This window comes from Shewanella olleyana (assembly GCF_023283825.1).
Classification (GTDB): Bacteria; Pseudomonadota; Gammaproteobacteria; order Enterobacterales; family Shewanellaceae; genus Shewanella; species Shewanella olleyana.
Map to the genome: position 1 here is coordinate 40,453 of NZ_JAKILD010000023.1, position 22,907 is coordinate 63,359.

General features: G+C 39.8%; 15 protein-coding genes. 3 read left to right on the top strand and 12 right to left on the bottom strand.

The window, feature by feature from the left end; all coding sequences use genetic code 11:
• Nucleotides 1–278: 278 nt before the first annotated feature.
• The 9 genes from nagP to L2735_RS15895 all read right to left on the bottom strand — a co-directional run bounded on the left by nagP (nucleotide 279) and on the right by L2735_RS15895 (nucleotide 15,586).
• A complete protein-coding gene (gene nagP, locus L2735_RS15850) occupies nucleotides 279–1,580 on the bottom strand; it encodes an N-acetylglucosamine MFS transporter NagP (protein WP_248985635.1) in 1,302 nt (433 codons plus the stop codon).
• 547 nt (nucleotides 1,581–2,127) lie between these two features.
• Entirely contained in the window at nucleotides 2,128–3,318 is a 1,191-nt protein-coding gene (nagX, locus tag L2735_RS15860; protein ID WP_428848321.1) for a transmembrane glucosamine N-acetyltransferase NagX, read from the bottom strand.
• Between the two features lie 4 nt (nucleotides 3,319–3,322).
• Complete coding sequence (nagA, locus tag L2735_RS15865; protein WP_248985636.1) at nucleotides 3,323–4,513, bottom strand: N-acetylglucosamine-6-phosphate deacetylase; 1,191 nt, start codon at nucleotides 4,511–4,513, stop codon at nucleotides 3,323–3,325.
• A gap of 90 nt (nucleotides 4,514–4,603) precedes the next feature.
• Nucleotides 4,604–5,602, bottom strand: a complete 999-nt coding sequence (nagB-II, locus tag L2735_RS15870) for a glucosamine-6-phosphate deaminase NagB-II (RefSeq protein WP_248985637.1) — start codon at nucleotides 5,600–5,602, stop codon at nucleotides 4,604–4,606.
• A 172-nt stretch (nucleotides 5,603–5,774) separates the two neighbouring features.
• A complete protein-coding gene (gene nagK, locus L2735_RS15875) occupies nucleotides 5,775–6,680 on the bottom strand; it encodes an N-acetylglucosamine kinase (protein WP_248985638.1) in 906 nt (301 codons plus the stop codon).
• A 317-nt stretch (nucleotides 6,681–6,997) separates the two neighbouring features.
• A complete protein-coding gene (locus tag L2735_RS15880; protein WP_248985639.1) occupies nucleotides 6,998–9,685 on the bottom strand; it encodes a family 20 glycosylhydrolase in 2,688 nt (895 codons plus the stop codon).
• Between the two features lie 677 nt (nucleotides 9,686–10,362).
• A complete protein-coding gene (locus L2735_RS15885) occupies nucleotides 10,363–11,067 on the bottom strand; it encodes a SapC family protein (protein WP_248985640.1) in 705 nt (234 codons plus the stop codon).
• A 248-nt stretch (nucleotides 11,068–11,315) separates the two neighbouring features.
• Complete coding sequence (locus L2735_RS15890; RefSeq protein WP_248985641.1) at nucleotides 11,316–12,860, bottom strand: tryptophan halogenase family protein; 1,545 nt, start codon at nucleotides 12,858–12,860, stop codon at nucleotides 11,316–11,318.
• A 95-nt stretch (nucleotides 12,861–12,955) separates the two neighbouring features.
• Nucleotides 12,956–15,586 carry a TonB-dependent receptor gene (locus tag L2735_RS15895; protein WP_248985642.1) on the bottom strand — a complete coding sequence of 877 codons (2,631 nt, stop codon included), beginning with the start codon at nucleotides 15,584–15,586 and terminating at the stop codon, nucleotides 12,956–12,958.
• Nucleotides 15,587–16,031: 445 nt separating this feature from the next.
• Between L2735_RS15895 and L2735_RS15900 the strand changes: the two genes are divergently transcribed.
• Nucleotides 16,032–17,042 (top strand): LacI family DNA-binding transcriptional regulator, encoded by a 1,011-nt coding sequence (locus tag L2735_RS15900; RefSeq protein ID WP_248985643.1) that lies wholly within the window; start codon nucleotides 16,032–16,034, stop codon nucleotides 17,040–17,042.
• A gap of 88 nt (nucleotides 17,043–17,130) precedes the next feature.
• Here the strand turns inward: L2735_RS15900 and L2735_RS15905 are convergent, their stop codons facing one another.
• Entirely contained in the window at nucleotides 17,131–17,469 is a 339-nt protein-coding gene (locus L2735_RS15905; protein ID WP_144210077.1) for a P-II family nitrogen regulator, read from the bottom strand.
• 233 nt (nucleotides 17,470–17,702) lie between these two features.
• Here L2735_RS15905 and L2735_RS15910 point away from each other — a divergent pair, with 233 nt between their 5' ends.
• Together L2735_RS15910 and L2735_RS15915 are read left to right on the top strand one after the other, a co-directional pair.
• On the top strand, nucleotides 17,703–18,221 hold the full coding sequence (locus L2735_RS15910; protein WP_248985644.1) for a GspH/FimT family pseudopilin: 519 nt from the start codon (nucleotides 17,703–17,705) through the stop codon (nucleotides 18,219–18,221).
• 101 nt (nucleotides 18,222–18,322) lie between these two features.
• Nucleotides 18,323–18,853 carry a GspH/FimT family pseudopilin gene (locus L2735_RS15915; protein ID WP_248985645.1) on the top strand — a complete coding sequence of 177 codons (531 nt, stop codon included), beginning with the start codon at nucleotides 18,323–18,325 and terminating at the stop codon, nucleotides 18,851–18,853.
• A gap of 94 nt (nucleotides 18,854–18,947) precedes the next feature.
• On the opposite strand, the gene L2735_RS15920 is transcribed toward L2735_RS15915, so the two are convergent.
• Together L2735_RS15920 and L2735_RS15925 are read right to left on the bottom strand one after the other, a co-directional pair.
• Nucleotides 18,948–19,397 carry a type IV pilin protein gene (locus L2735_RS15920; RefSeq protein ID WP_346348145.1) on the bottom strand — a complete coding sequence of 150 codons (450 nt, stop codon included), beginning with the start codon at nucleotides 19,395–19,397 and terminating at the stop codon, nucleotides 18,948–18,950.
• Nucleotides 19,360–22,905 (bottom strand): pilus assembly protein, encoded by a 3,546-nt coding sequence (locus L2735_RS15925; RefSeq protein WP_248985646.1) that lies wholly within the window; start codon nucleotides 22,903–22,905, stop codon nucleotides 19,360–19,362. Before L2735_RS15925 ends, L2735_RS15920 begins: the two co-directional genes overlap by 38 nt.
• Nucleotides 22,906–22,907 lie beyond the last annotated feature (2 nt).

Consider the following 22,907-nt stretch of genomic DNA (forward strand, 5'->3'; position numbering starts at 1 on the left):
AGAGAGATTGGAATGTTCAGCTAGAAAGAATTGAATCTATGTAAAAGGCGTTAATGGGACATTGTCATTTGCTAGATACATCAAGAATTTTTGTTGGTTACAAAATGTTGGCTAATGCATGTACATGCATACAATGCTCAAGCTAACCACTTTTATCTATAATAAACTCCAATTAATTTAGGGTCTTGAATCCACCGTGCGCCAAAACTAAAAATACCTTCAAATCAAATGATTTGAAGGTATTTAGACTAACTAGTTGAGGCAGTTCTCTGCAGATATTATTTCCAGCTTGTCATCTTATGGCCTTTCACAGCGTAAAATAAGATAAACAAGTAGCACGGGATCATCACTAAGTATCCCCCCTGCATGCCTAAAGACGTTGCAGAACTTGTTAAGCCCCAGAACACAGGACCAAATGCACCACCTGCAATACCCATAATAAGTAGAGCTGAACCAGTGCTTGTTAGCTTACCCATACCCGATAGCGCTAACGGCCATACAGCAGGCCATACAATCGCGTTAGCTAATCCTAAGAAAGCAATCAATAACAAGGTATCGGGTAACTCTGCACCACCAAACGGAACTAAGATCATATTAGCGATAACGAAAGATTCACTGTCTCCAAAAACAATACCCAAAGATAAGATTACACCGAGAATTGCACTAATCAGTAATGCGTTAGGTTGCGAGATAAAGCGTGGAATACAAATAATACCTAATGTGTAACCAATCACCATACACACCATAGTGTATGAGGTCATCACGCCGTAATTTTCAACACCCAAGGTTAAGGCATAAGTACCAATGGTATCACCAGCAATCACCTCCACAGCAACGTAAACAAATAAGGCAACCACACCTAAAGCTAGATTAGGTTTAGCTAAAGCTTCTTTGATCTGACCTTTTTCAGAAGCTTCACCTTCTTCCTGCTCAAGCTCTGGCAGTGGTGACTTCTTCACAGCGAAAGCTAAAATACCGATAAATATTGCCATGCCTAAGTAAGGTAAAATAAGACTATTTGCCATCTCATCGATTTGAATTTGCGTCAGAGTCGTGCCAACACGGTCTTTAAAGCTGTCTAAAATTAGCGCGGTAAATACCATAGGAGCAATAACACCAGCTCCTTTATTGAGTATTCCCATCACGCTAACACGAGCAGCTGCCGACTCTTCAGGTCCTAAACGAACCACATAAGGGTTTACTGCTGTTTGAAGCAGAGTTTGCCCTGTTCCCATGACTAATTGCGCTAACAAAAACAAAGGAAATATTTGGGTTTTAGCTGCAGGTATAAATAGCAAACCAGCAACCATCATAATCCCCATACCTAGGGCCATTCCTGATTTGTAACCCACTTTACGGATAACCCAGGCAGAAGGCAGTGCGGTAAACGTTACCGCAATATAAAAAGAGAATAAAATAAGCGAGGCTTGAAAAGGGCTGAGTTGAAGAATTTGTTTCAGATACGGCATTAATGAGCCGTTTAACCAAGTCGCAAAACCGAGTACGAAAAAGAGAATGGCGACAATCGCCATTGGCAATAGACTACTTTTTTGCTGACTGTTATTCATTGTAGTTTCCATAAACCTGCTTCTTATTGTCATTAATTTCTGGCAATAATCTAAGAATATTGCCCCATATGAGTCTTATTGTTATTGAGGTTTTAGCATTACTATGAAGCCGAATTGTTAATTCATTTTATAGTAAATACGCGATTCATGTTAAAACATAAACACCACAAAGACAACGCTGTCATTCCGTTAACTGGTACAACCATAACAAGTGAAAAATAAGGCCTGATAAATCCTATTCAAGCCATACACTTACAACTAGTGGTTAGGGCGTGTTGATCTTTTAAGGTTGTTTTTGCAGCGAATTGTTGGCCATATATACAAGGCAGAGACTTTGTGGTGTAGTTATTCTACATAAAAAGTCGATAACGCAGTAAAAATCGCCAACAAACGCTGCCCAAAGGGTTCGACTAAAAGTGTTTTACTCTTTGTTGGATGCATCTTTTTAAAAAGAAGTGCTTAGATGACTAGGCATCAATCCATCCGCCTCAATTAAAACGCTTTTATTTCGAACAAAACTTAACCAGCAAAGATCAACACGCCCTAATCTAAAAATCTTTTAAATTCGAATAAATATCTTTCTCTGATGCAACCATAATAGTGCTAACCATTGCACTGCAATTAAACTGATGACTGCAAGTATTGACTGCCAGCTTTCTGGAGCCGCATTGACGACACCACCAAATAAACTCTGCGCAAAGTACTGCCAATTCATTAAGCTTGAAGCAAGATAAATAATAATGGCATTAGTACCAATCACCACAAAGACAAAAGCCCACTTCTGCCACTTGAGAACATCAACTAATGCATAAAATAAAGCCAGTAGAACGATACTCCAGCCTGAAGTCACTAACACGAAACTGCTTGTCCAAAGATCTTTGTTAACCGGAATCACTATATCGACAAGCCAGCCTAATCCCACAAATATAACGCCAATTAGAAATAGACAGATGACCTTAAACCATTCGCCAGTTAATTGACTCAACGTCTGTTGTTCTTTAACTAAAAACTGCCCTACAAAAACACCGATGAGTCCATTTACTACAGCAGGAATCGTCGACAGTATTCCTTCAGGATCTAATGGACGATTTTGATAAGAAATACCGGGTAGCAATAAAGTGTCGATATAAGCGTTAATACTGCCCGTTTGAGTAAACTGCCCTGTTTGGCCATTTGGGAAAGGCATGAATAGTTGCACTAATCCATACCCGATTAAAATTGCAACAGCACTAAAAATTTGCACTCTTAAGCTGGTATGCCAAACAAGCATTGCGCCAATAAACCAAGCAAAGCCAATTCTTGCTAGCACGCTCGCATATCTCACTTGCTCAGGATCTAGCGGTGCTCCCGCTCCCCATCCATGGTTGTACAGCACGCCAAGTAAAATCAATAAACCTAAACGTTTAAATGCGTGACGATATAAAGGAATGCGTTGTGCGAAAGGTAATTTATCTAACCTTTTAGGCGATAAACCCAGTGCAACGCCAGATAAGAAAATGAATAAAGGGAAAATAACATCGTAAAAAGTAAAACCGTGCCATTGGCTATGATGCATTTGACCATCAAACCATTGCCAACCACTCCAGCCTGTTAACACTAATAACGCAGCAAATAACCCTTCCCCGCCCAATATCCAAAACATGTCAAAGCCGCGCAAAGCATCAAGTGACATGAGGCGTTTTTTAGCTGGCTTTAAACCTGAATGGTCATCTTTTCCAGGGGCATTGAGTGAATCAGCTTGACTTACCATCTCGTTAAACCTGCTTTGAGTAAGATGAGCTTGTATAGATCAACTCGCCCTTAATATAAGTTTGACTGACAGTATTTAGAGAATTAAGCAGCACAAAATCAGCTTGTTGACCGATTTCGATTTTACCGAGAGTGTGTTTATTTAAGTATTGAGCAGGATAAAGTGATGCCATTCTTAACGCTTCTTCATGACGCAAACCTAGCATAGTGACACTATTATTAACTGCCCCCACCATGTCTAAAACACAGCCTGCAAGTTCGCCTGATTTTGCATTAAGCCTGTCACCTTGCCTAACTACTTCAGTGCCAAAAAGCTCAAAACTGGCATTTTCCCCCATGCCGACAGGAGGCATAGCATCAGTGACTAACATCACCTTGCCTTGTGGTTTAACCTTAATCGCTAGTTTTGCTGTCGCACTATGGACATGATGACCATCTACGATAAGTCCACACCAAGCTTGTTCGCTTTCAAGTGCCGCACCGACCATTCCTGGCTCTCTTGAACCAAAACCCGACATAGCATTAAATAAATGAGTAAATCCATCTGCGCCCGCATCTAACGCTGCAACAACTGTTTCATAGTCTGCATTAGAATGACCTAAACAAACCTTAACGTCATTGGCAACCAAGGTTTTAATCACTTCAACTGAGACATTTTCAGGCGCTAACGTAACGACTTTAAGGCCTAAATCTTTTCTCGAGAATATGCTAAGTTCTTCATCCGAAATACTACGGATAAATGATTGTGGGTGAACGCCCTTTTTCGGCACACTAAGATGTGGGCCTTCAAAGTGGATCCCAAGTACACCTGCTGCATTGCTTTTAATTGCCATTGCAACTGCGTCGGCCGCCTGAGCCATGACGTCCACTTGATCGGTTATCAATGTCGGTAAAAAACCCGTTGTGCCAAACTGTGCATGCGCTCGGCCTATGGTTTTTATACATTCAAGAGTGGGTTGAGCATTAAATAAAGCTCCACCACCGCCATTAACCTGAACATCGACAAACCCAGGCACTAAAGTACCATGCAAATGAAGCACGTTTTCTAGTGCCGCTTCATCAACAAATTGTAGATCCAGACCTTTTTCATCAATGGCATTAATCGCTGTAATAACGCCTTGTTCAACAGTGATTGCAGCGCGTTGCTTGAACTGCTGTCCATCGAAATATTTATCTACAATTAAGGTTTGCTTCATAATGTCTCTCTTCACAACTAAACAATACTGACGCTGAATACTGATACAAATAAATAACGGCTTAAGTGATTACGTAAGCCGTTTATTCAGTTAAAGGGTTTGAGTGACTTTTTTAAGTCCTTCAGGCTGGTCTGGGTCAATACCACGTGCAACCGCAACGGCTGCAACATCGATATAAAAACGTTGTAATAGTGCAAGTGGCGCAACACGTGGATGAATTTCAGATGATGTTTGATTTAAATGAACTAAGTCAGCACCACGCTGCTTCACGTTTTCAATTTGTTCTATGTGGCTGTCGTATGATTCATCATTAATGCACGCATCGACAATAGCGAGTTTTTTCTCAACCAATGTCACTGGTCCATGTAAAAACTCTGCACTACTGAATGACTCAGCATGAATTGAACAGACTTCTTTCATCTTAAGGGCAATTTCTTTAGTCACGGCATAACCAAGACCTCGGCCTAGTACCACTAGATTATTTACCCCAGCTAATGACTCAGGAGTTAATTGCGGCTCTGAATCAACAGCGGTTTGCAATGCTGAAGGCATTGAATCAACAGCAGCTGCGAGCGACGCACTTTGTGTCCACTCAGCCGTTAATTGAACAATCGCAGATAAAGTCGCTAAATAACTCTTAGTGGCTGCAACTGCTTTTTCTTCACCCGCTCGTAGCGGTAGAACAACATCAACAATATCTTTAATCGGCGCTGTTTCATCGTTCACAAGCGCGACACAAAATGCGCCAGCATTTTTAGCCATTTGAGCCTGAGCTAAAATATCTGGGCTACGACCAGACTGTGAAATCACAATCACCAAGCCACCTTCGAGCTGAAGACTTTTACCATAAACACTGGCAACAGAAGGCGCGGCAGCGAAAGTTGGAATACCCACTTCAATTTCAAATAGGTATTTAGCGAAAACACCTGCGTGATCTGATGAACCACGACCCACAATCATGACAAATTTAGGCTTAAAAGCGCGAAGCTTTTCACCCAATTCTTTTGTTAAACCTGCATTGGCAGCAAGTTGTTCAGCAATTTTTTGAGGGGCTGAGCGAGCTTCTAGCTCCATAATTGTATCTGTCATCGGTTTAACCCTATTAATGTTGTTAGCAAGATACTTACTGGCATCTCGCTGATGTTTAGAATTTAATAAGTTCGGTCACAACCAAACTGGTTACTGAATACTTTATCTACTTTGAATAAGATTATTTTTAGCTAAATTAATGTGGAACTGATTCTTGCTAGACTGAACCTTGCTAGGCTGATTCTTGTTGAGCAAATTCTTGTTGAGCAAAAAGTATTGCTCCAATTTCAGGCGGAGACATGGCCAGTTCAACTCTGGCGGCAACATCATCGTCAAGCCATGAACTTAATGGCTCAGCTAAACCTCCAATCATTGAAAATCGCGTTGGTTGTATGGCAAATAACTTTCGCGCCATCGCACTAATATACTCAGCCCCCTGCTTTACTATGTTCACGGCTACAGTGTCACCCAGCTCAGCCTGCTCCAATACAATGCGAGCTAATTTGGCATAAGTACTCGAAGATTGCCCAGCTAGGTTTTCTACAATCCCCATAGCATCAGTGACATTGAAATGCTCCAATATCGGCTGTGTTAATCCTGTGTGTTCAGCAAAGCCATCTAGACTAAGTAATACATGTTCAGCGGCTTGCTGACCTAACCAAGCACCACTGCCTTTATCACCTAGAGCAAAGCCATGACCGCCAATCAATAAACTTTGATTGCCAACATGTGCATAACCACAAGAGCCTGTTCCAGTGATAATGACTGCACCATCGTTGCCTTCATGAGCGCCGATACAGGCTGTATGCAAATCGGTAGTGAGATACATTTTTGCAAAGGGATGTTGCCACTGATTAACCAGTTCAAATAAACGCGGCACATTAACGCCAGCTAAACCTAAGCCCGCCACTAATGTTTTCACATCTTCGGCTTTAAGGTTGGCATCAGTAATCGCCAACTGAGTTGAAGCAAGGATTGACTCGAATGTTTGTTCAAGGCCATGTAAAGGATTCGCGCGCCCAGCAACACCTGTTCCTAGCACGCCTCTTTGAGGACAAAAAATTGTTGCGCGGCATTTACTGCCACCACCATCGATGCCAATAAAAAGCTGTGATTCATTTTGCAGATTAACGCCCATGACATCCCTCTTATCTCTTCTTTTTAAGCCGCTGTAAGCAAAGTTTAAATAACGTATTATTCGAATTAAAATCACGCTATTGCTGGGCTACTGAACAAGTTAACTTTATGTTACACCACAAATGACAGCGTTGTCATTTATTTTCTAACAAAGATAGTTAAAACAAAAATAAATACACACTAAGACACTGTTTTTAAATACTTACCAAGCTAAAAATAATTAGTGGCGCATATGGAATACATGACAATTTTGATACAAAAAAGGCGTTAACAATGTGTTTAACGCCTAATGTTGATTTTTGTTAAATAGTGACTCAATTATAAAATCAAGCTTCTACCTTTTCTGTTTCCGTCCGGCGCTATCGCGCGCACTTCAACTTTGCCGCTTACCTCTATCGGCGTGGTAAATTGAGTCCATGAACCTGCTTCATCTCGATACTCAATCTGTAAACCTGGAAATGCAATATTAGCGTGTAGTTTGCCATCAATGATCTTAGCGCCGACTGTCGGTATACGATAAGCAATGTTAGCTTTATCCAGTTTCGCTAACTCTTTGTGGCCTAGAGTATTGGCGATGCCATTCCATTGCTGTTGCTGTTGCTGACGCATTTCGGCAGTAAAGTAACCTGACTGCTGATTATAAACGGCACCTTCATATTGATATGGCACTTCCCACTGCGCTTTGTGCCACGCTTTTTCAGCCAACATTAACACTCTCGGATACATCATATATTCAGCGACATCATCGCTACGTATCGTCTCACTCCAGATTTGCCCTTGAATACCGCTAAAGCCATGACCTTTCTTCAAAGGTTGTGAGATGACTTGTCCCGCTTCATCAAGCTTGATGGTGTCATCTGCAGTGAATGCATTCCCTTCGATATCTGTCCATTGCTCTGCATTTGCTGGCAAGTTATCAGGCATAAAATTAAATATTCTTTGGCTATTTTGAGCTCTACCTGCCCAGTAATAGCCATGCTCTTTTGGATCAGCTTCATAAGGGAAATCAAAATAAAGCACCTCTGGTGTTGATAGTACTGCATCCCAGCCTAAATTAGCCTGAGTGTGTGCAAGCTTATAACCGCCATGAGAGATAACATCCCAAATGTTACTTTGACTTTTAGCTGGCATATTTGCAGGGTTAGTATGGCCCATACCATCACTCCAACCTGCCGGTTCAATTCCCTTAGCAGCTAATGAATTCGATAATCGCTCAATAAAGTAAGCCCCTAAATCATCCACCGAAGAAACGCCTTTATCATTATTCTCAACAAAAGAGAGACATTGTGGGGATTGCTTCCAAGCGCCAGCTGTTTCATCGGCCCCTATATGGTATCGATGTAATGGATGATTAGCTTGTTGATGCAATTTAGCTATTTCACTAATGACTTTATCGACAAAGTTGAAAGTCGACTCCATACATACATTTAAAGTGTTATCACTGTAATATTGAACCGATGAATAAACTGTCTTATCTTCGGCATCTGAAAGTAAGTATTCATTAGCAGCTGCCGTATCTCCTGCAGCAACAAATTTACGATATCTCGCATCCATTGATTTTATTGCCGCGCGAGAATGCCCTGGCATGTCCATTGATGGGATCACTTCAACTTGACGTGCCGTTGCGTATTGTAAAATCTCTATATAATCAGCTTTGCTGTAAAAACCGTTAACTTGACTATCAGCAAAAGGGCCACTACCTAATTGCGGGATCAAACACCTCGTCTCGGTTAAGTCATGACAACGTTTACTGCCAATGTCGGTTAATTCAGGCAGACCATCAATTTCTAAACGCCAACCTTCATCATCAGCCATATGCAAATGCAGCTTGTTAAGCTTATAGGCTGCCATTTGATCAATAAGATCTAATATCATTTGCTTACTATGAAAGTTTCTCGCGACATCGACATGCATACCGCGAAAGTCATAGCGAGGTGCATCAGCTATGCTGAGGGTATTTACCGTTAAATCATCAGTGGCTAAAAGTGCAGTGATTGACGCTATACCATATGAAAAACCAGCATCATTTGCGGCTGAAACGTTAATATTTTTATCACTAATATCGAGTTTATAACTGCCGGCAATGGTTAATTGTTTATCCGTAACCAAATTTAATGGCACACCGTTTTCATTCGGTGACACACCTAAACGCGATAATCTCTCTAAAGCCGCTGCAACATGTTTAGGGTTAACTTGATTGTAATTAATATTAATACCCTGCGCTAAATCCACAGGTTTATTTGTTGAAGTAACAGATACAGATGACGGTGTAGGAATAATACTGTTTTCAGTCAGGTCTTCACTTAAAGATACATCTTGATTGTTATCAAACAGTACATTGGCTTTAGCCCAAACAATCTTATCGTTTTCAGTGCGGCGATATTGCTTTTTAGCATCTGTGAATGCTTCTACATAAGGCCTTTGCTCCATACCAGTCTCACTGTCGATACTCACTTTAGTGCTCGCGATGACAACAGGCTCTAACCCTTCAACCACTATGTAATAGTTCGGCATAGGATCCGTTTCAGATAATTGCCACAACTCACCTCGAAATTTCAGCGTGTTAACCTCACCAGCAGAAAAACCTTTGAAAGCATCTGTTGGGGTTATTTGGTGTAAGTCCCCCTGCACACGGCTAATTGAAAACTCAGGACTTAGCACCTTTTGCACTGGGCGCATTTGACTATAAAAAATTGACCAATTGCTGTTGTTGCTGCCTGATGGGCTCATAAAATCTATTTCGGCAATAAAACAGCGCTCACCTTTTTGTTCAGGTGCACAAGCTTCTTCAGGCACATTGGTCACCATGCGATAAGTCACTTTTAATTCTTGTGCGAACTTATTTAAAGATGCTTGATCCCATTTGCCTTGCTTAGCAATCTGGTCGCTATCTGAAGCAGTAGGAATTTGCTGAGTGTTTGTAGACTCACTTTCAGGTGATGAATGATGACAACCTGCTAGGCCAAGTGACAATAATAAAGCAGATGCAATAATGGTCTTTTTCATAAATTCCTCAGTTTATCCCTAAAGCGACAATTAATATTTAAAATTCTTATTTTGGATATGCACTGCCTGTGAAACTCCCTATTCAGCTTATCAAGTTTGCCTTATTCACGAGTTTATTTAAAAACTGCACTTTGGAAAAATTAGCTAACTGCAGATAAAAAAATAGCTGGGAACAATAGGATGAACCCAGCTTATACTCGTTTCTGGGGAGAGACTAAAAGTATAAAAATTAATTGTACTTCGCCCGACCGAAATACAATTAAAACATGGACAAAAGACCTCTTCCTTATCCATGTGGACCTTAAAACAACGAATCACACAAGCAATGACAACGCTGTCATTTATAATCTACAGAAATAAATCACAGATTTCTACATTTATCTGACGATTAGATACACTTATTTAACAATGGTGTTTTATACCATTTTAAAACAATAAGTTAAGATAAATTCATTTATTAAAACAAGCTTAAGAAGATTAATAATGGCCTGAATAAGGCTATCTAAATGGTGACTTTGCTGACAAAAGGTACTTTTATTACAAGAGGTACTTCTATTACAAGAGGTGCTTTTATGACAGGAGGTACTTTTCTCACAAGAGGAACAGTGTTAAGCCAATAAAAAAGCACTGTATCTCGACAAGAGAATAACAGTGCCTTTAAATTACACTTTTAAAGATTATGCCTTAGACATGATCTCTGTACGTGCTAAACGGTTTACTTGGTTTAGTGAAGATAAGTGACCGTAGATAGGGCCTAATAGGCCGCGTTTTCTAAGTTCTAAATAATCTTCATCAGAAAGCTCATTTAATTTAGCTTCATCAATCAAGTATAAACCATTGATATTGCGCTTTTCACCAGCGACATCAACAGTTAATGTTTGAGTTGTCAGTAATTCTTTTTCTGCTAAGAAACCTAATATATTACGACTTGCTTGATCTTGTTCAAAATGAGCAATTAATGCTTTCTTACGGTTTTCTAGGTATTCAGATTCTTTCTCGCCGTTAAATAACGCTTGGCCTTCAGTCTTGCTCACTTCGGCTGCTTCTTCGCGAATACCAATCCATACTTTGTCTTTAACCTCTGGATTCAACACTAAACCAAGTGGGTAGTCACGCACAACAGCAGGAATGTATAGTCCTTGCCACTTACCGTCTTTAACACTTAGGTTTTGACCAGGCTTTAAACCTAGCATGGCAACAGCTTGAAACTCTCCGTTGTCACTATTTTTAACGAATACAATAGGGTATTCAGTGGCTGCACGAGCAATTTCATGCAAAGTTACTGGAACAATATGTTGATCTGCAACATGGCCATAGCTTGATGGTGTAATTTTAAGATCACCGTGCTTTGCATGTTCAAGTAACGTAATTTGGTTAGACATCTTGGCTCCTTCAGGCGCTTCTAATCAATAAAAATATAAATTGGGATTCAAGTCCCTTTTTGTTTAATTTTCCGTCTTACAATTTCGCTTGTAGATTAAAATGTAATTCCACAATTTTTAAATGATGCAGCATGAATAGCGCCTTAGTGAATGTCCATGTGTAAACCATCCACTATCATTTATCTGTTGCTAACGTTACCGTATTGAGAAATAAAGTACCACCAGCTACATAAGGTAATTGGGACTAATTAGATTGTTTTCAAGCCAAACTGGTTAATTTTATTTAATAAAGTTCTGTGTTCAGGTAACTCAGCGGCTAAACTTTGACCGATTTGCTGTATCTGAGCTACTTGTTTTAGAGCAATCTGGTTATATGAATCGCTATTTACAGCAGTCTGAGTGTGATATTTCATGCCATACAATACATACAGATAGTTATCGATATTAAACACTTCAAAGCGTGAGAATAAATCATCAGTTAGCGGGCTAAAGTTTTGCCACAGCATCATCTTTTGTTTTAATGTCGACGGTATAGATTCAGGGTGTCGATTATCAATCCAAAAGTCTGAATCCACTCTATCTGAAATGCAATAGTGTAACTTGGCAAACTCGACTACCCTTTCCCACGCATAGGTCATCGTATCGTTAAACCGCTTTGATAACGCTGGCATTTGCGCCATTGTTTGCGGTAAGCGCTTAGCGAGGTAACTAGCAGCAAAGTCTGTCAATAGGATAGATGTGGCTTCAATGGGCTCTAAAAATCCTTGAGCAAGTCCTAATGCCACGCAGTTTTTAAACCAAAATTTTTCTCGATAACCCACTTTCATCGGGATCTCTCGATGGGGTAATGAATCTAACTTACCACCAAGGTAATGATTAAACTTTTGCTCGGCTTGGGAGGCTGACATATGGTTATCTGAATAAACAAAGCCTGTTCCACGCCTCTCAGGTAGTGCAATGTCCCACACCCAACCTGCTTGGTGTGCCGTGGCAATAGTATAAGGCGGAATAGCATGTTCTTCTGTAATGGGAACTTGAGCTACAATGGCTTTGTTTACAAATAATTGTTTCGATTTATCGACAAATGGCACTTGTAGTTTTTTCGCCAATAAAATTGACTCAAAGCCACTACAATCAATAAAGAAGTCGAATGTTAAGTTGCCTAATTTATCTGTTTTTAGCTCAGTCAGGTTCCCTTCATTATCTATATCAGCATCAAGCACATTGGCCTTAAGGTGAGTAACGCCAAATTTACTGGTTGCATTACTCGCTAATAGTTTTGCGAATTTTGCAGCGTTAAGATGATACGCGTAACTGACCTTTCCACCATACTCAGGAGTCGTGATTAACTTAGGTGCTTTTAAGGCTTCGCAAATATAATGCTGCGGCGACACCATTTCAGAATAAGCTGGAATAGCGTTAGGTTGATTAGCAAACTGACTTAACCAATGTGGTGTTAAATCAGTTCCAAGCGGACTTGGGGCATCAAATAAATGATGGTAACTGTTATTGTCGCCATGTTTATGCCTATCTAGCCAATTACAAAACTTAATTGATTGCTTAAAGCTGACATCACAGTCTCGAATAAAGTCCGTTTCTCGAATGCCAAAGCTTTGCAGCGATTGCTTAATCGCAGGAACAGTCCCCTCTCCGACACCAATGGTTGGAATATCTGGAGATTCGATTAGTGTCACTGTGACATTAGGCAATAATTGAGCAGCTTTGCCAATATGATTTGCCGCTAGCCATCCTGCTGTTCCACCACCAATGATGACTATGTGCTGTACTTCCATATCGACCTCATAGTTTATTATTATTTTTGTTATTAAATAAAAAAGCCTAGCAATTTGCTAGGCTTTTTTATCAAATTTACGAGACTAAATATTATTTAGAAACGTAGGTTTAAGCCCACTTTATAACGAGCTTCGCCTTCGAAGCTCCATGCTGGGTATCCACCTTTAAGCTCAGGTTTAACTTCAGCATCATCAGGTGCAACACCTAATTGAACACTGTCTTCTTCAAGTAAGTTAACAACTTCAAATGAAATACCTAAGTATTCAGTGATGTTGTAGTTTGCACTTAAATCAAGTGTTCCGAAATCTTGATGCTCACGGTTACCGTAGAAACCTGGTAATTCACGCATCATGTACTCGCTACGCCAGTTATAGGCAACACGAGCAGAGAAATCGTGCATTTCATAGTAACCCACTAAATTAACTGTATGCTCTGATGAGTCAGAGAAAACATTCACTTCATCAGGATAGTTTTCAGCTGCGGCATCTGAATCTGCAAAAGTGTAGTTCGCAGAGTAACCAAAACCGTTATCGAAACCATCTTGAATTTGAAGCTCTATACCTTGAATTTGACCACCAGTACCGTTTTTCTTAGAAGATACAGTCCAGTTATCTTCGCCTGATAGAGGGTCAGTAATACCAATACTTTGATCTAACTTCTGTGAAGAAGTTATAAACGAGCTAACGTCTTTAATAAAGTATGACACGCCCATTAATCCATCAGGGCTAAAGTACCACTCCACACCTAAATCAGCTTGCGTCGCTTTAAATGGCTCAAGGGCGATATTGCCAGTACTAAGCACTTCATTTCCTGCAACATCATCGTTGTAACCTTGTAATGTTGAAGCAGCAAACATATCTGCATAGTTAGGACGTGAAATCACTTGTGATGCAGAAGTACGAATGATGACATCTGGTGCTACATCAAATGCAATGTTAACACTCGGTAATACATCGCTGTAGCTTGCATCTGCTGTGCTCAAATCTTCAGCATAAGTTCCATTTTCTTGCAACTCGAAATAATCTGAAGAAGCATCTGTTGAAATATAACGTAAGCCGAAGTTACCGCGCATGCCGTCAGATTCAAAATTAGCCATTAAATATAAAGATAGGTTTTCTTCATTAATAGTGCCGTAACCTGCACCATATACAAGACCTTCGGTAGCAAAACCATCAACGGCAGCCTTAGCATCACGTAGCATGGCATCCATATCAGGCTTAGGTAGAGTATAACCAGCCCCTGATGAAATTTGGCCGTTGTAGTAAGCTGATGCATCTTTTGCTTCAATATCTGTTCTAACGTTAGCAGGTAACGTTAACATGCTAACATCATGATCAGCATAACGAATACCAGTTTTAAATGAGGTAATCGCTCCTAAATCAGTTGGGATAGTAAAGTCGAGTTGTGCATAAGTTTCTTCATCCGAGTTTGGCTGTTTTTTAAGTGCCCAACCTGCAGGTGATAATTGACCACCGAAATCATCTGCTGTGAAGTTTTTATTCGCGACATCAATTTTAATGATTTCACCCGTTGCATCGTAAGTACCTGCGTAATCAGCAGCTGTACCTAACCAGAAACCATAGTTCGACGTTAATTCTGTACCGCCTTCAGACTTAGTATTACCGACGCGACCTTCAACTTTGAAGCTGTCATTTTCATAATCGAAATTGAAGTCGTAAGTATTTGAGTCCATGCTTGCTTGGCGAGCCCAAGTTTGTGCCCAACCAGGATTTTCACCATTACCATCACGGCGATAGAAAGTACAAGTGCCCAAAGAGTTCTTCTGTTCACAAGCTGCTTCTTTGCGAGCTGCTGCTTCTTCTTCAGTATCCCCAGCCATAGCAGGGAACATGGTGAATAACGACGTATTGGCATTATTGGCTTTCATATCCAGACTCATGAAATCTAGACCAAAATTCAAGTTATCTGTCGGGCTATATTGTAGCGCACCATTAATCGCTGTTCGTTCACGCTCTTGTTCAAAGGTAGTAGGAACAATATCACCCCAACCGACTAATGATTCTATTCCGTTACGTTGATAACTTGTTTCTGAACCCGCTGCTGAGATTAGAAAACCGAAGTTTTCGTTTTCATTTTTCCAGCTATATAAACCTGATAATTCAGGATCTGTTTCTTCAGAAATAGTCCCGTAATCACCTTTAGCGCTCAAGAATACTGAGTTAGCATCTAAATCTAGTGGTTTACGTGTTTTAACGATGACTGTGCCACCGATACCGCCTTCAGGTAAATCAGCCTGAGACGATTTATAAACTTCAATTCCACCAACCATTTCTGACGGCAATAAACTGTAGTTAAAGCTACGGTCAATTGACTGTTGGTCAAACCAACCTGTTGAAGCAACTGAATGGCCATTTAATAGTGTTCGCGTTAAGCTGCTTGAAGCGCCACGTATCGAAACACCTTGGCCTTGACCAAACTGACGGCTCACAGATACACCAGGTATACGTCCTAATGACTCACCCACGTCACCATCAGGAAATTTACCAATATCTTCTGCGGTTACCGCATCTACAACTGAATTTGAAAAACGCTTGTCGTTAACTGAAGCCTTCATCGAGGCACGCATGCCTTTTACTTCAATTTTCTCAATGTTTTCTTCAGCTGTTTCAGCATCAGCAGCCATAGCGCCTACCGAAACCATACTGCCAAGTAAAATAGCAATGTTAGTTGCTAAAACATTTTTCTTAAAATTAATAGGTCGCATCTTCATTTCCCTTCCATAACTTTATTATCGTTTTAGGATACATAACCATTCCAACTGGAATGACAACGCTGTCATGTCTTAGAGCAAACATTACACAATTATTAACAGGCTTGCCACAACAAAATAACTTTAACGTGTTTTTTCTGTTCGAAAAACAATGTACAAAGGAGTACTGAGATACATAAAGTCATTTAAAAACAAATGCCTACATAGGAAATTAACTTGTATCATTTTTGCTACATTTATTTTTAAATGCTGACTCATCCAACCAGAAGGACAATAGGCCATTGCCTATTTCATTAAAAATAAGCACTATTAGTGTCAATTCAACTTAGCTTATTTCGTCTAACAGATGCTTTGATAACAATTTATTGGGGGATAAATGTTATTAAACAGAGATGAAAATCTGTTAAGTTAGTCGCCTGAATCAAAGAGCAAAATAATAATGAAAGTAACCATCAATGATGTTGCCAAACATGCTGGCGTATCAATTAAAACTGTTTCACGAGTCACTAACAAAGAGACCTCGGTGAGGCAGGCTACAATTGACAAAGTTAACGCTGCAATTAGCGAATTAAATTATCAACCTAATCTAGCGGCTAGGAATCTAGCGAGTACTAAGTCATACGTTATTGGATTTATTTACGACAACCCCAATGCTTACTATGTCATTGATATGCAAAATGGTATTTTGTCGGCCTGTCAGGATAAAGGCTACGAGCTACTCATCCACCCCTGTGATGCTAAGTCGGAAGGTATTTGTGAAGAGCTTACCAAAATGGTTAAGCATTCACGTCTGTCAGGTCTAGTGCTCACCCCTCCAATGTCTGAAAATCCCAAAATTCTTGCTGCACTAGATGACATAGACGCAAATTACGTAAGAATTATTGCAGGGGAAAGTACAGATTCTGAAAATGGACTGACAGTACTTGTCAATGATAAACACGGTGCACTTGAGATAACACAACACCTTATTGATATGGGGCATTCTGATATCGGTTTCTTGAGTGGCGATCAACACCACGAATCAACTAAAGAGCGTCTCACTGGTTTTAAAGATGCCTTAGTTCTAAATCAACTTTCAGTAGAAAACGATTGGGTGTTAGACGGACAATACTCATTTGAATCTGGGGTTGAAGGTGCTAATAAATTGATTAACATGCCTAAGCGCCCTACGGCACTCGTCGCGTGTAATGATGAAATTGCAGCAGGAGCCTTATTTGCAGCAAGATTAGCCGGCTTAGATATACCAAAGGACCTTTCAATTGTCGGCTTTGAGGACAGCCCATTCTCGCGCCAAACTTGGCCTAAATTGACGACTGTGCATCAGCCAAATGTAAAAATTGCTAGAGTTGCCACCGAACTGCTGATAGCTAACAGTAAGGAAACCGTTGAGAAAAAGTCGTTGATATTTACTCCAGAACCAGTAATCAGAGACTCTTCAACAGCTCGGTGAATTTGTACTCCAATAATGACAAAAAAGCCTCTTAACAATTATCGGTAAGAGGCTTTTTTTATTTATTGATGACAACAAACAGAGACAATTAAACCGCTTCTTCGTTTTCTTCACCAGTACGAATTCGAATCACACGCTCAACATCAGTGACAAAAATCTTACCATCACCTATTTTGCCCGTTCGAGCTGTATCGACAATCACTTCAATCGCTTGATCTAATTGCTCGTCTTGAATAACCAGTTCAATTTTTACTTTTGGAAGAAAGTCGACCATATATTCCGCACCGCGATAAAGCTCTGTATGTCCTTTCTGGCGGCCAAAACCTTTAACTTCTGACACAGTCATGCCAGTGATACCTATCTCCGCAAGTGACTCACGCACATCATCAAGTTTAAATGGTTTAATAATGGCTTCTACTTTTTTCATCAATCACTCCTGTTCACTTGGGCAGTATTATTATGCTTTTAAACACACACAAAAATACGTTGAAATATTAAAGATTTAAATCGTTAGCTATCTTACTGGATCAATAATTGTTTTGCTTGTGAATTAATAAAATATTTCAAAACAGTCAGAACTAGCAAGCTCGTTATAATCTCCTATACTTACTGCCTAAATATTCAGCGGGATTGCTGAATAACATAATCAAGGATGATTTTATGAACCGCAAACCAACTGGCTTTAGCCTAGTGGAAGTACTCGTTGCATTAGCTATCGTTAGCATACTCTCTTCTGTTGCTAGCCCTTCCCTGAAAAGCTTATTCCTTCATACAAGAAGCAAAAGTAACATAGGCTCAATTCAGCAAGTGATTCAATTAGCTAGAAACCATGCCGTTAGCTATGGGACTCGGGTGACTGTATGCCCGATAGAAGCTAACCAATGTGTTAACGATTGGCAAAATGGTTTTACCGTCTTCACCGATGGCGGACAATCAAACTCTTTAGAAGGTAACGATACCGTCTTATTTGTGATGGGCCCCTTTAACGAAGAAGATATTTCTTATTATAATCGCAAGTCTATTAGATTCCAGCCCGACGGTTTAGCCTCAGGCACTAACGGCACTTTTAGATATTGCCCAGGCAGTTTTAATAGTCCTTACTCAAAAGCGGTGATTGTAAATCAGTCAGGTCGAATTCGATTTTCAAAAGATAAAAGTATTGAATGTAAACAGACTTAGCGTTTACGAGTCAGAAATACGTAAACTTTAGATTTACAAATACACTGATTTAACAGACATATTACCTTATACTAAATAGCATAGTTGCTGAGGAAATATGCATGTATCAAATAAAAAAAGGATTTACCAAAGGATTTACGTTAGTTGAGTTAATGGTGACTTTAGCTGTTGCAGCTATATTAATAGGAATAGCAGTGCCTTCACTCACTTATCTGTATGAAAGCAGTAGAAGTCGTTCAGCTGCCAGTTCAATAGAGTCAGCTTTCGTGTTCGCACGGAATCAAGCTGTCAGCTTTGGTAGAAGAGTGACTGTATGCCCTGGTGATGGAACAGGGTGCACTAGTGATTGGATTGATGGATTTACTATTTTTATTGATGATGACCAAAATGGTGTAAAAGACAATAACACCGATGTTTTACGTTATGTTGATGCATTTAAAGATAGTGATTACATTAAAGCGAGTTCAAGTTCAAATGTGACATTTAATCCTGATGGCTTAGTAAGTGGTTCAAATGCTCAGACCATTACTTATTGCCCTGGTGCGACTGATAGTAGTCATTCTAGACAAGTTTCTCTAAGTGCCTCTGGTAGAGTACAGTTAATTACTGACGGAGTAGACTGTACTTCCTAGCGACTCTATTTATCACATCCTAATTAAATAAAAAGCGTTTATGGCATAAAATCCATAAACGCTTTTTTTGATCCAAATTTGAATGATTCTCTAATTAATTAGACCAACATTCAGCGGGCGTTTTAATCCCATCAGACGTAATTTCAATGACAGCACAACCGGAGTCACGAGTTGCTTGTGTGCCAATAGCTGTTGCTTGTAATGTATATTTGGTTGCATCTCCTACAGAAGCATCTATTTTATAATAGCCGTTATCTACAATATATGGATCCGCTGCCATACCAAGTGCCTGCATATCCTTAGTAAAAGTCTTATGATCTAAATAAAATTGCTCTTGTCGATTTGCTATATTCATTAAACCTGAAAGTGCATCAGCTCTTGCCCCTTTGGCTACAAACTGAGTATAACTCGGGTAAGCAATAGAGGCCAAAATCCCAACTATGACGACAGTAATCATTACTTCTATTAACGTAAAACCACAACTTTTCTTATTATTCAAACACATATTAATTCTCATTCTGATGATAATAAATTCGATTAACACCTAAACCACCACCAATACACTTATCATCACCTTCAGCACAACCATCTGGTTCACTACCATCAACTTTTTCCATAGGCAGATCAGGAGTTATAAAGTAAGTAGATGAGTCACCATTTTCATCCGGACTTGAAATGAAGATTTGAGGTGTATCTGGTACTTGCTCGCCCATCGAGAAGTAATCTTCTGAGTAAGAATAACTTCTAGCACCTTTGTGTAAATCAAATCCATATAGTCGACCTTGTCCAGGAACTAAACATGCTTCATCTGAAGCTCCTGTTTCAGGAACGTAAGAAGTAAAAAATACCCTTCCGTAGACTATTGTTGCGGCCGATAAAGATTTTTCACCAGTATCTGCAAAATTATAATACCAACCACGCTTGGTACCAAAAGTTATTGCCTCACTATCAGATGAAGGAGACTCAGTTGTGACATTATAAAGATCAATTAACTCAAGAGCTTCAGGAGCTTCATTTCCTGCAGCAGAACTATAAGACTTAGTTATAATATTGCGATCTTGCAAGGTAAAGAATCTATCACTTCTTTCCTTATCAAGTGGATGAGGTCTATGGCCACTACCAATAACAACTGCATCATATGGGATATTTTGATAAGTATTAGACGTTGTTGAATTTCCTTCAGTATCTGTATGTGTATGTTCTGCAATATTGCTGAACGAGGTCTGAGCAACTACAGGGGCAGAAAAGAAACGAATGTCTGAAGTCGTAGTGTTTCCCCCAAGACTCGCAAATTTAAAAGCACTCCAAGGAGCTGAAGTATTTGTAGGTAAGCCAGGTAGATCGAGCCTCCAAACATTAGCACCAGTATCAGTAGCATATATCCTATCGGTCAATTGATCGTTATTACTATCTAATATTGCAACTTGATTGGGAATACTATCTTCCAATCCTGGAATGACTGTATCACTTCCCGACAAGCCAAAACTATGAACTTTTGCTCCTGTATCAGCATCGATAATATAAATACCAGCTCCTGTCGTATCATTTGATCCAACTCCAGAGCCATCTTTTGTGGCAGGCGTATAACCTGCACCTACAATAATGACAGGACTAGCTGTACTAGCAGCGGTTGCACCTGCAGGCCAGCCAGGTACCTTTGTTACTACAGGCTCAGCCCATGATTGCCCCATAAAATTAAACGTACTGGTCGAGGATATCCATTTCAAGCTTGGAGAATCTGGGCTAGTGATATCAAGCGCGTAATAAGAAGAACCTCCACGTCTCATACCTACAAATAACCATGCTTTAGTGACTTTTCCATCACCATCTCTTTCAATATAAGGAACAGGGGTACTATCTATTCCATAAATTGAATGGACACCCGTTTTAGGATTATCTCTTAGTCCCTTAATATTTGGGAGTAACTCTGTTGGCATAAAGGCCCAAGACTCTGAAACTGAGCTAACTCCACCCGTTTCCTCATCTTTGAACATATGTAAGAAACCATGATTTGTTCCCATTAAAATACGTATGTCTGGGGATGAAGAGTTTCCGTAGTTTATAACTAGTGGTCGTGAATGAAGTGGATCGCCGATGATGTCTTTTCTAAGGTAAGGCGCTGCAGTGCTATTATTTGTTTCGTCATATTTTTCATCATCAACATTTTCTCCCATTGCCCACTTAAATGAGTCTCCAAGAGCACTCTCTTCAACCCCCATGTGCGCAGCTAATTTAGCATCTGTATTTAAATGGCTATTCTGTTGCGCATTAGCTTTGCTAAAGGAAACAAGTGCACCTGATGACCCTTTATTAATTAATACTTTTCTTGTACTAACATCCGTCTTATGAAGCTCTCTTAAAACCTCTGCTACGCCACCATCTGAAACATCATAACCTTCGTAATTGGCTCCACTGCATACAGCAGCAGTCGTCCAAAGTGGGCAAGCATCTTCCGCAATAAAGCCTGTATCATCTAGAGCTTCTGCATCATTTTGGTCGAGTAATGTACCATTATCACTGACTTTGAATTTCTTTAAATTACCTGACCACCTCGGGCCTTCATCGGGTAAGAACATTGCGAAATATGCATCATCGCCAGTTTGAGTTTTATCTAAAGCAACTGAAGGAGATGAAAAACTTGCGCTATCTTCTTTAATAGCAGCTAAGGCTTTTAACAAGGATGCTTGTAGAGCTGATGCGGTTAGTGCTGAATAATATTTTCCTTTACCTAATTCAGCAGTTTTTTCTAAAATCTCTTTAGCTGCTTCAGCTCCTTCACTAAAACCAATAGTATAAGTCGTTACAGCTTGTACACCTGGTACATTAGAATTAACATCATTATTTGCCATCCAACCAGCTAATGGTGGCATTAAATTTCCACCAACATTACCAGTTACAGATCCACTACCCGTTGAGGTATCTAAGCCTAATAGTGTTTTTATTGCATTATCAGCTGCAGTATCTTTGTTTGGAACCCCATCAGTCACATAAATGATTGATGCATTTGATTGACACTGTTTGTCAATAAAGGGAGAAATATATGAAGTACCAGCTGCATTTTCTACGGATGAGTCATATGTTGGGTTTTTATCTGTACCTATAGAATTACCTGTATCGTGCCCAAACGTGACAGATTTACCATACATGTAGCTATAAGCTTCAAATAAGGTTTCGCATAAGGGGGTGTGATTACGATAAATTGAAACTAAATCTTCAATGGTAGAATTCAATGCATTTTTATTCGCAACAGATGAAGGGCTAATACCCGCAATGATACGCCCCCCATCCCTAGGATCACTTGTCGAACCGCCTGTGTTATAATTAAAAATCTCGATACCGAAATCAACACCTGGTGTATTAGTAATAACTTCTTGTAATACCCTTTTAGCAACATCCATTCGCTTATATGGGATACTGTCAGTTTTGCCATTAGGCTTACTGTCATCATGATACCAAGTGACATATTGTTCGGTATAAATACTCAATGGATTTCCTAAACCAAACTCGGTCAATTTAGCTTTTTCAATATCAGCATCATAAGGGGAAGCTAATCCATCCACAGGGTAACCAGAACCGCTTGCATTATTTGTATTTGAATCTGCAATATCTTCATAACAGTCAACAGTACTAATAGCCGAACCGTCGTCAGCTGGAAACTCAACCCATTTTCCACTTTGATACTCTCTAAAATATCCCGTATACATCCCATATTCATTAAGAAAACCGGAAGATGAATCACAGCCGTTAATTCCATTTAAGAAATATTGATTACTACTCGCTGCAGGGATCACTTCAGGATCAGTTGAAAAATATAGCTTGGTGGAGCTTCCTAAAGAGGATTGCACATGAAACCTAGGAGCGGTGAAATCACTTGAAGTATTATCATCGCCCCCCATACTGCCTGAAGTGTCAAATATGATTAAAACTTGAGGGTTAGAGTTACTTCTTGCAGATGTTTCTAGTACATATAATTCTGTATCATCAGCAAAACTTCCGGCTGCTAAACCTATACTCATAAATCCTAAAGCAAAACTGGTTATTTTCTTAATCATAA

Coding starts and splice junctions, on each gene's coding strand:
- nagB-II (WP_248985637.1), bottom strand. CDS start 5,602: ATGACAGATACAATTATGGAGCTAGAAGCTCGCTCAGCCCCTCAAAAA.
- L2735_RS15895 (WP_248985642.1), bottom strand. CDS start 15,586: ATGCGACCTATTAATTTTAAGAAAAATGTTTTAGCAACTAACATTGCT.
- L2735_RS15885 (WP_248985640.1), bottom strand. CDS start 11,067: ATGTCTAACCAAATTACGTTACTTGAACATGCAAAGCACGGTGATCTT.
- L2735_RS15925 (WP_248985646.1), bottom strand. CDS start 22,905: ATGATTAAGAAAATAACCAGTTTTGCTTTAGGATTTATGAGTATAGGT.
- L2735_RS15890 (WP_248985641.1), bottom strand. CDS start 12,860: ATGGAAGTACAGCACATAGTCATCATTGGTGGTGGAACAGCAGGATGG.
- nagX (WP_428848321.1), bottom strand. CDS start 3,318: ATGGTAAGTCAAGCTGATTCACTCAATGCCCCTGGAAAAGATGACCAT.
- nagP (WP_248985635.1), bottom strand. CDS start 1,580: ATGGAAACTACAATGAATAACAGTCAGCAAAAAAGTAGTCTATTGCCA.
- nagK (WP_248985638.1), bottom strand. CDS start 6,680: ATGGGCGTTAATCTGCAAAATGAATCACAGCTTTTTATTGGCATCGAT.
- L2735_RS15910 (WP_248985644.1), top strand. CDS start 17,703: ATGAACCGCAAACCAACTGGCTTTAGCCTAGTGGAAGTACTCGTTGCA.
- L2735_RS15900 (WP_248985643.1), top strand. CDS start 16,032: ATGAAAGTAACCATCAATGATGTTGCCAAACATGCTGGCGTATCAATT.
- L2735_RS15880 (WP_248985639.1), bottom strand. CDS start 9,685: ATGAAAAAGACCATTATTGCATCTGCTTTATTATTGTCACTTGGCCTA.
- L2735_RS15905 (WP_144210077.1), bottom strand. CDS start 17,469: ATGAAAAAAGTAGAAGCCATTATTAAACCATTTAAACTTGATGATGTG.
- nagA (WP_248985636.1), bottom strand. CDS start 4,513: ATGAAGCAAACCTTAATTGTAGATAAATATTTCGATGGACAGCAGTTC.
- L2735_RS15915 (WP_248985645.1), top strand. CDS start 18,323: ATGTATCAAATAAAAAAAGGATTTACCAAAGGATTTACGTTAGTTGAG.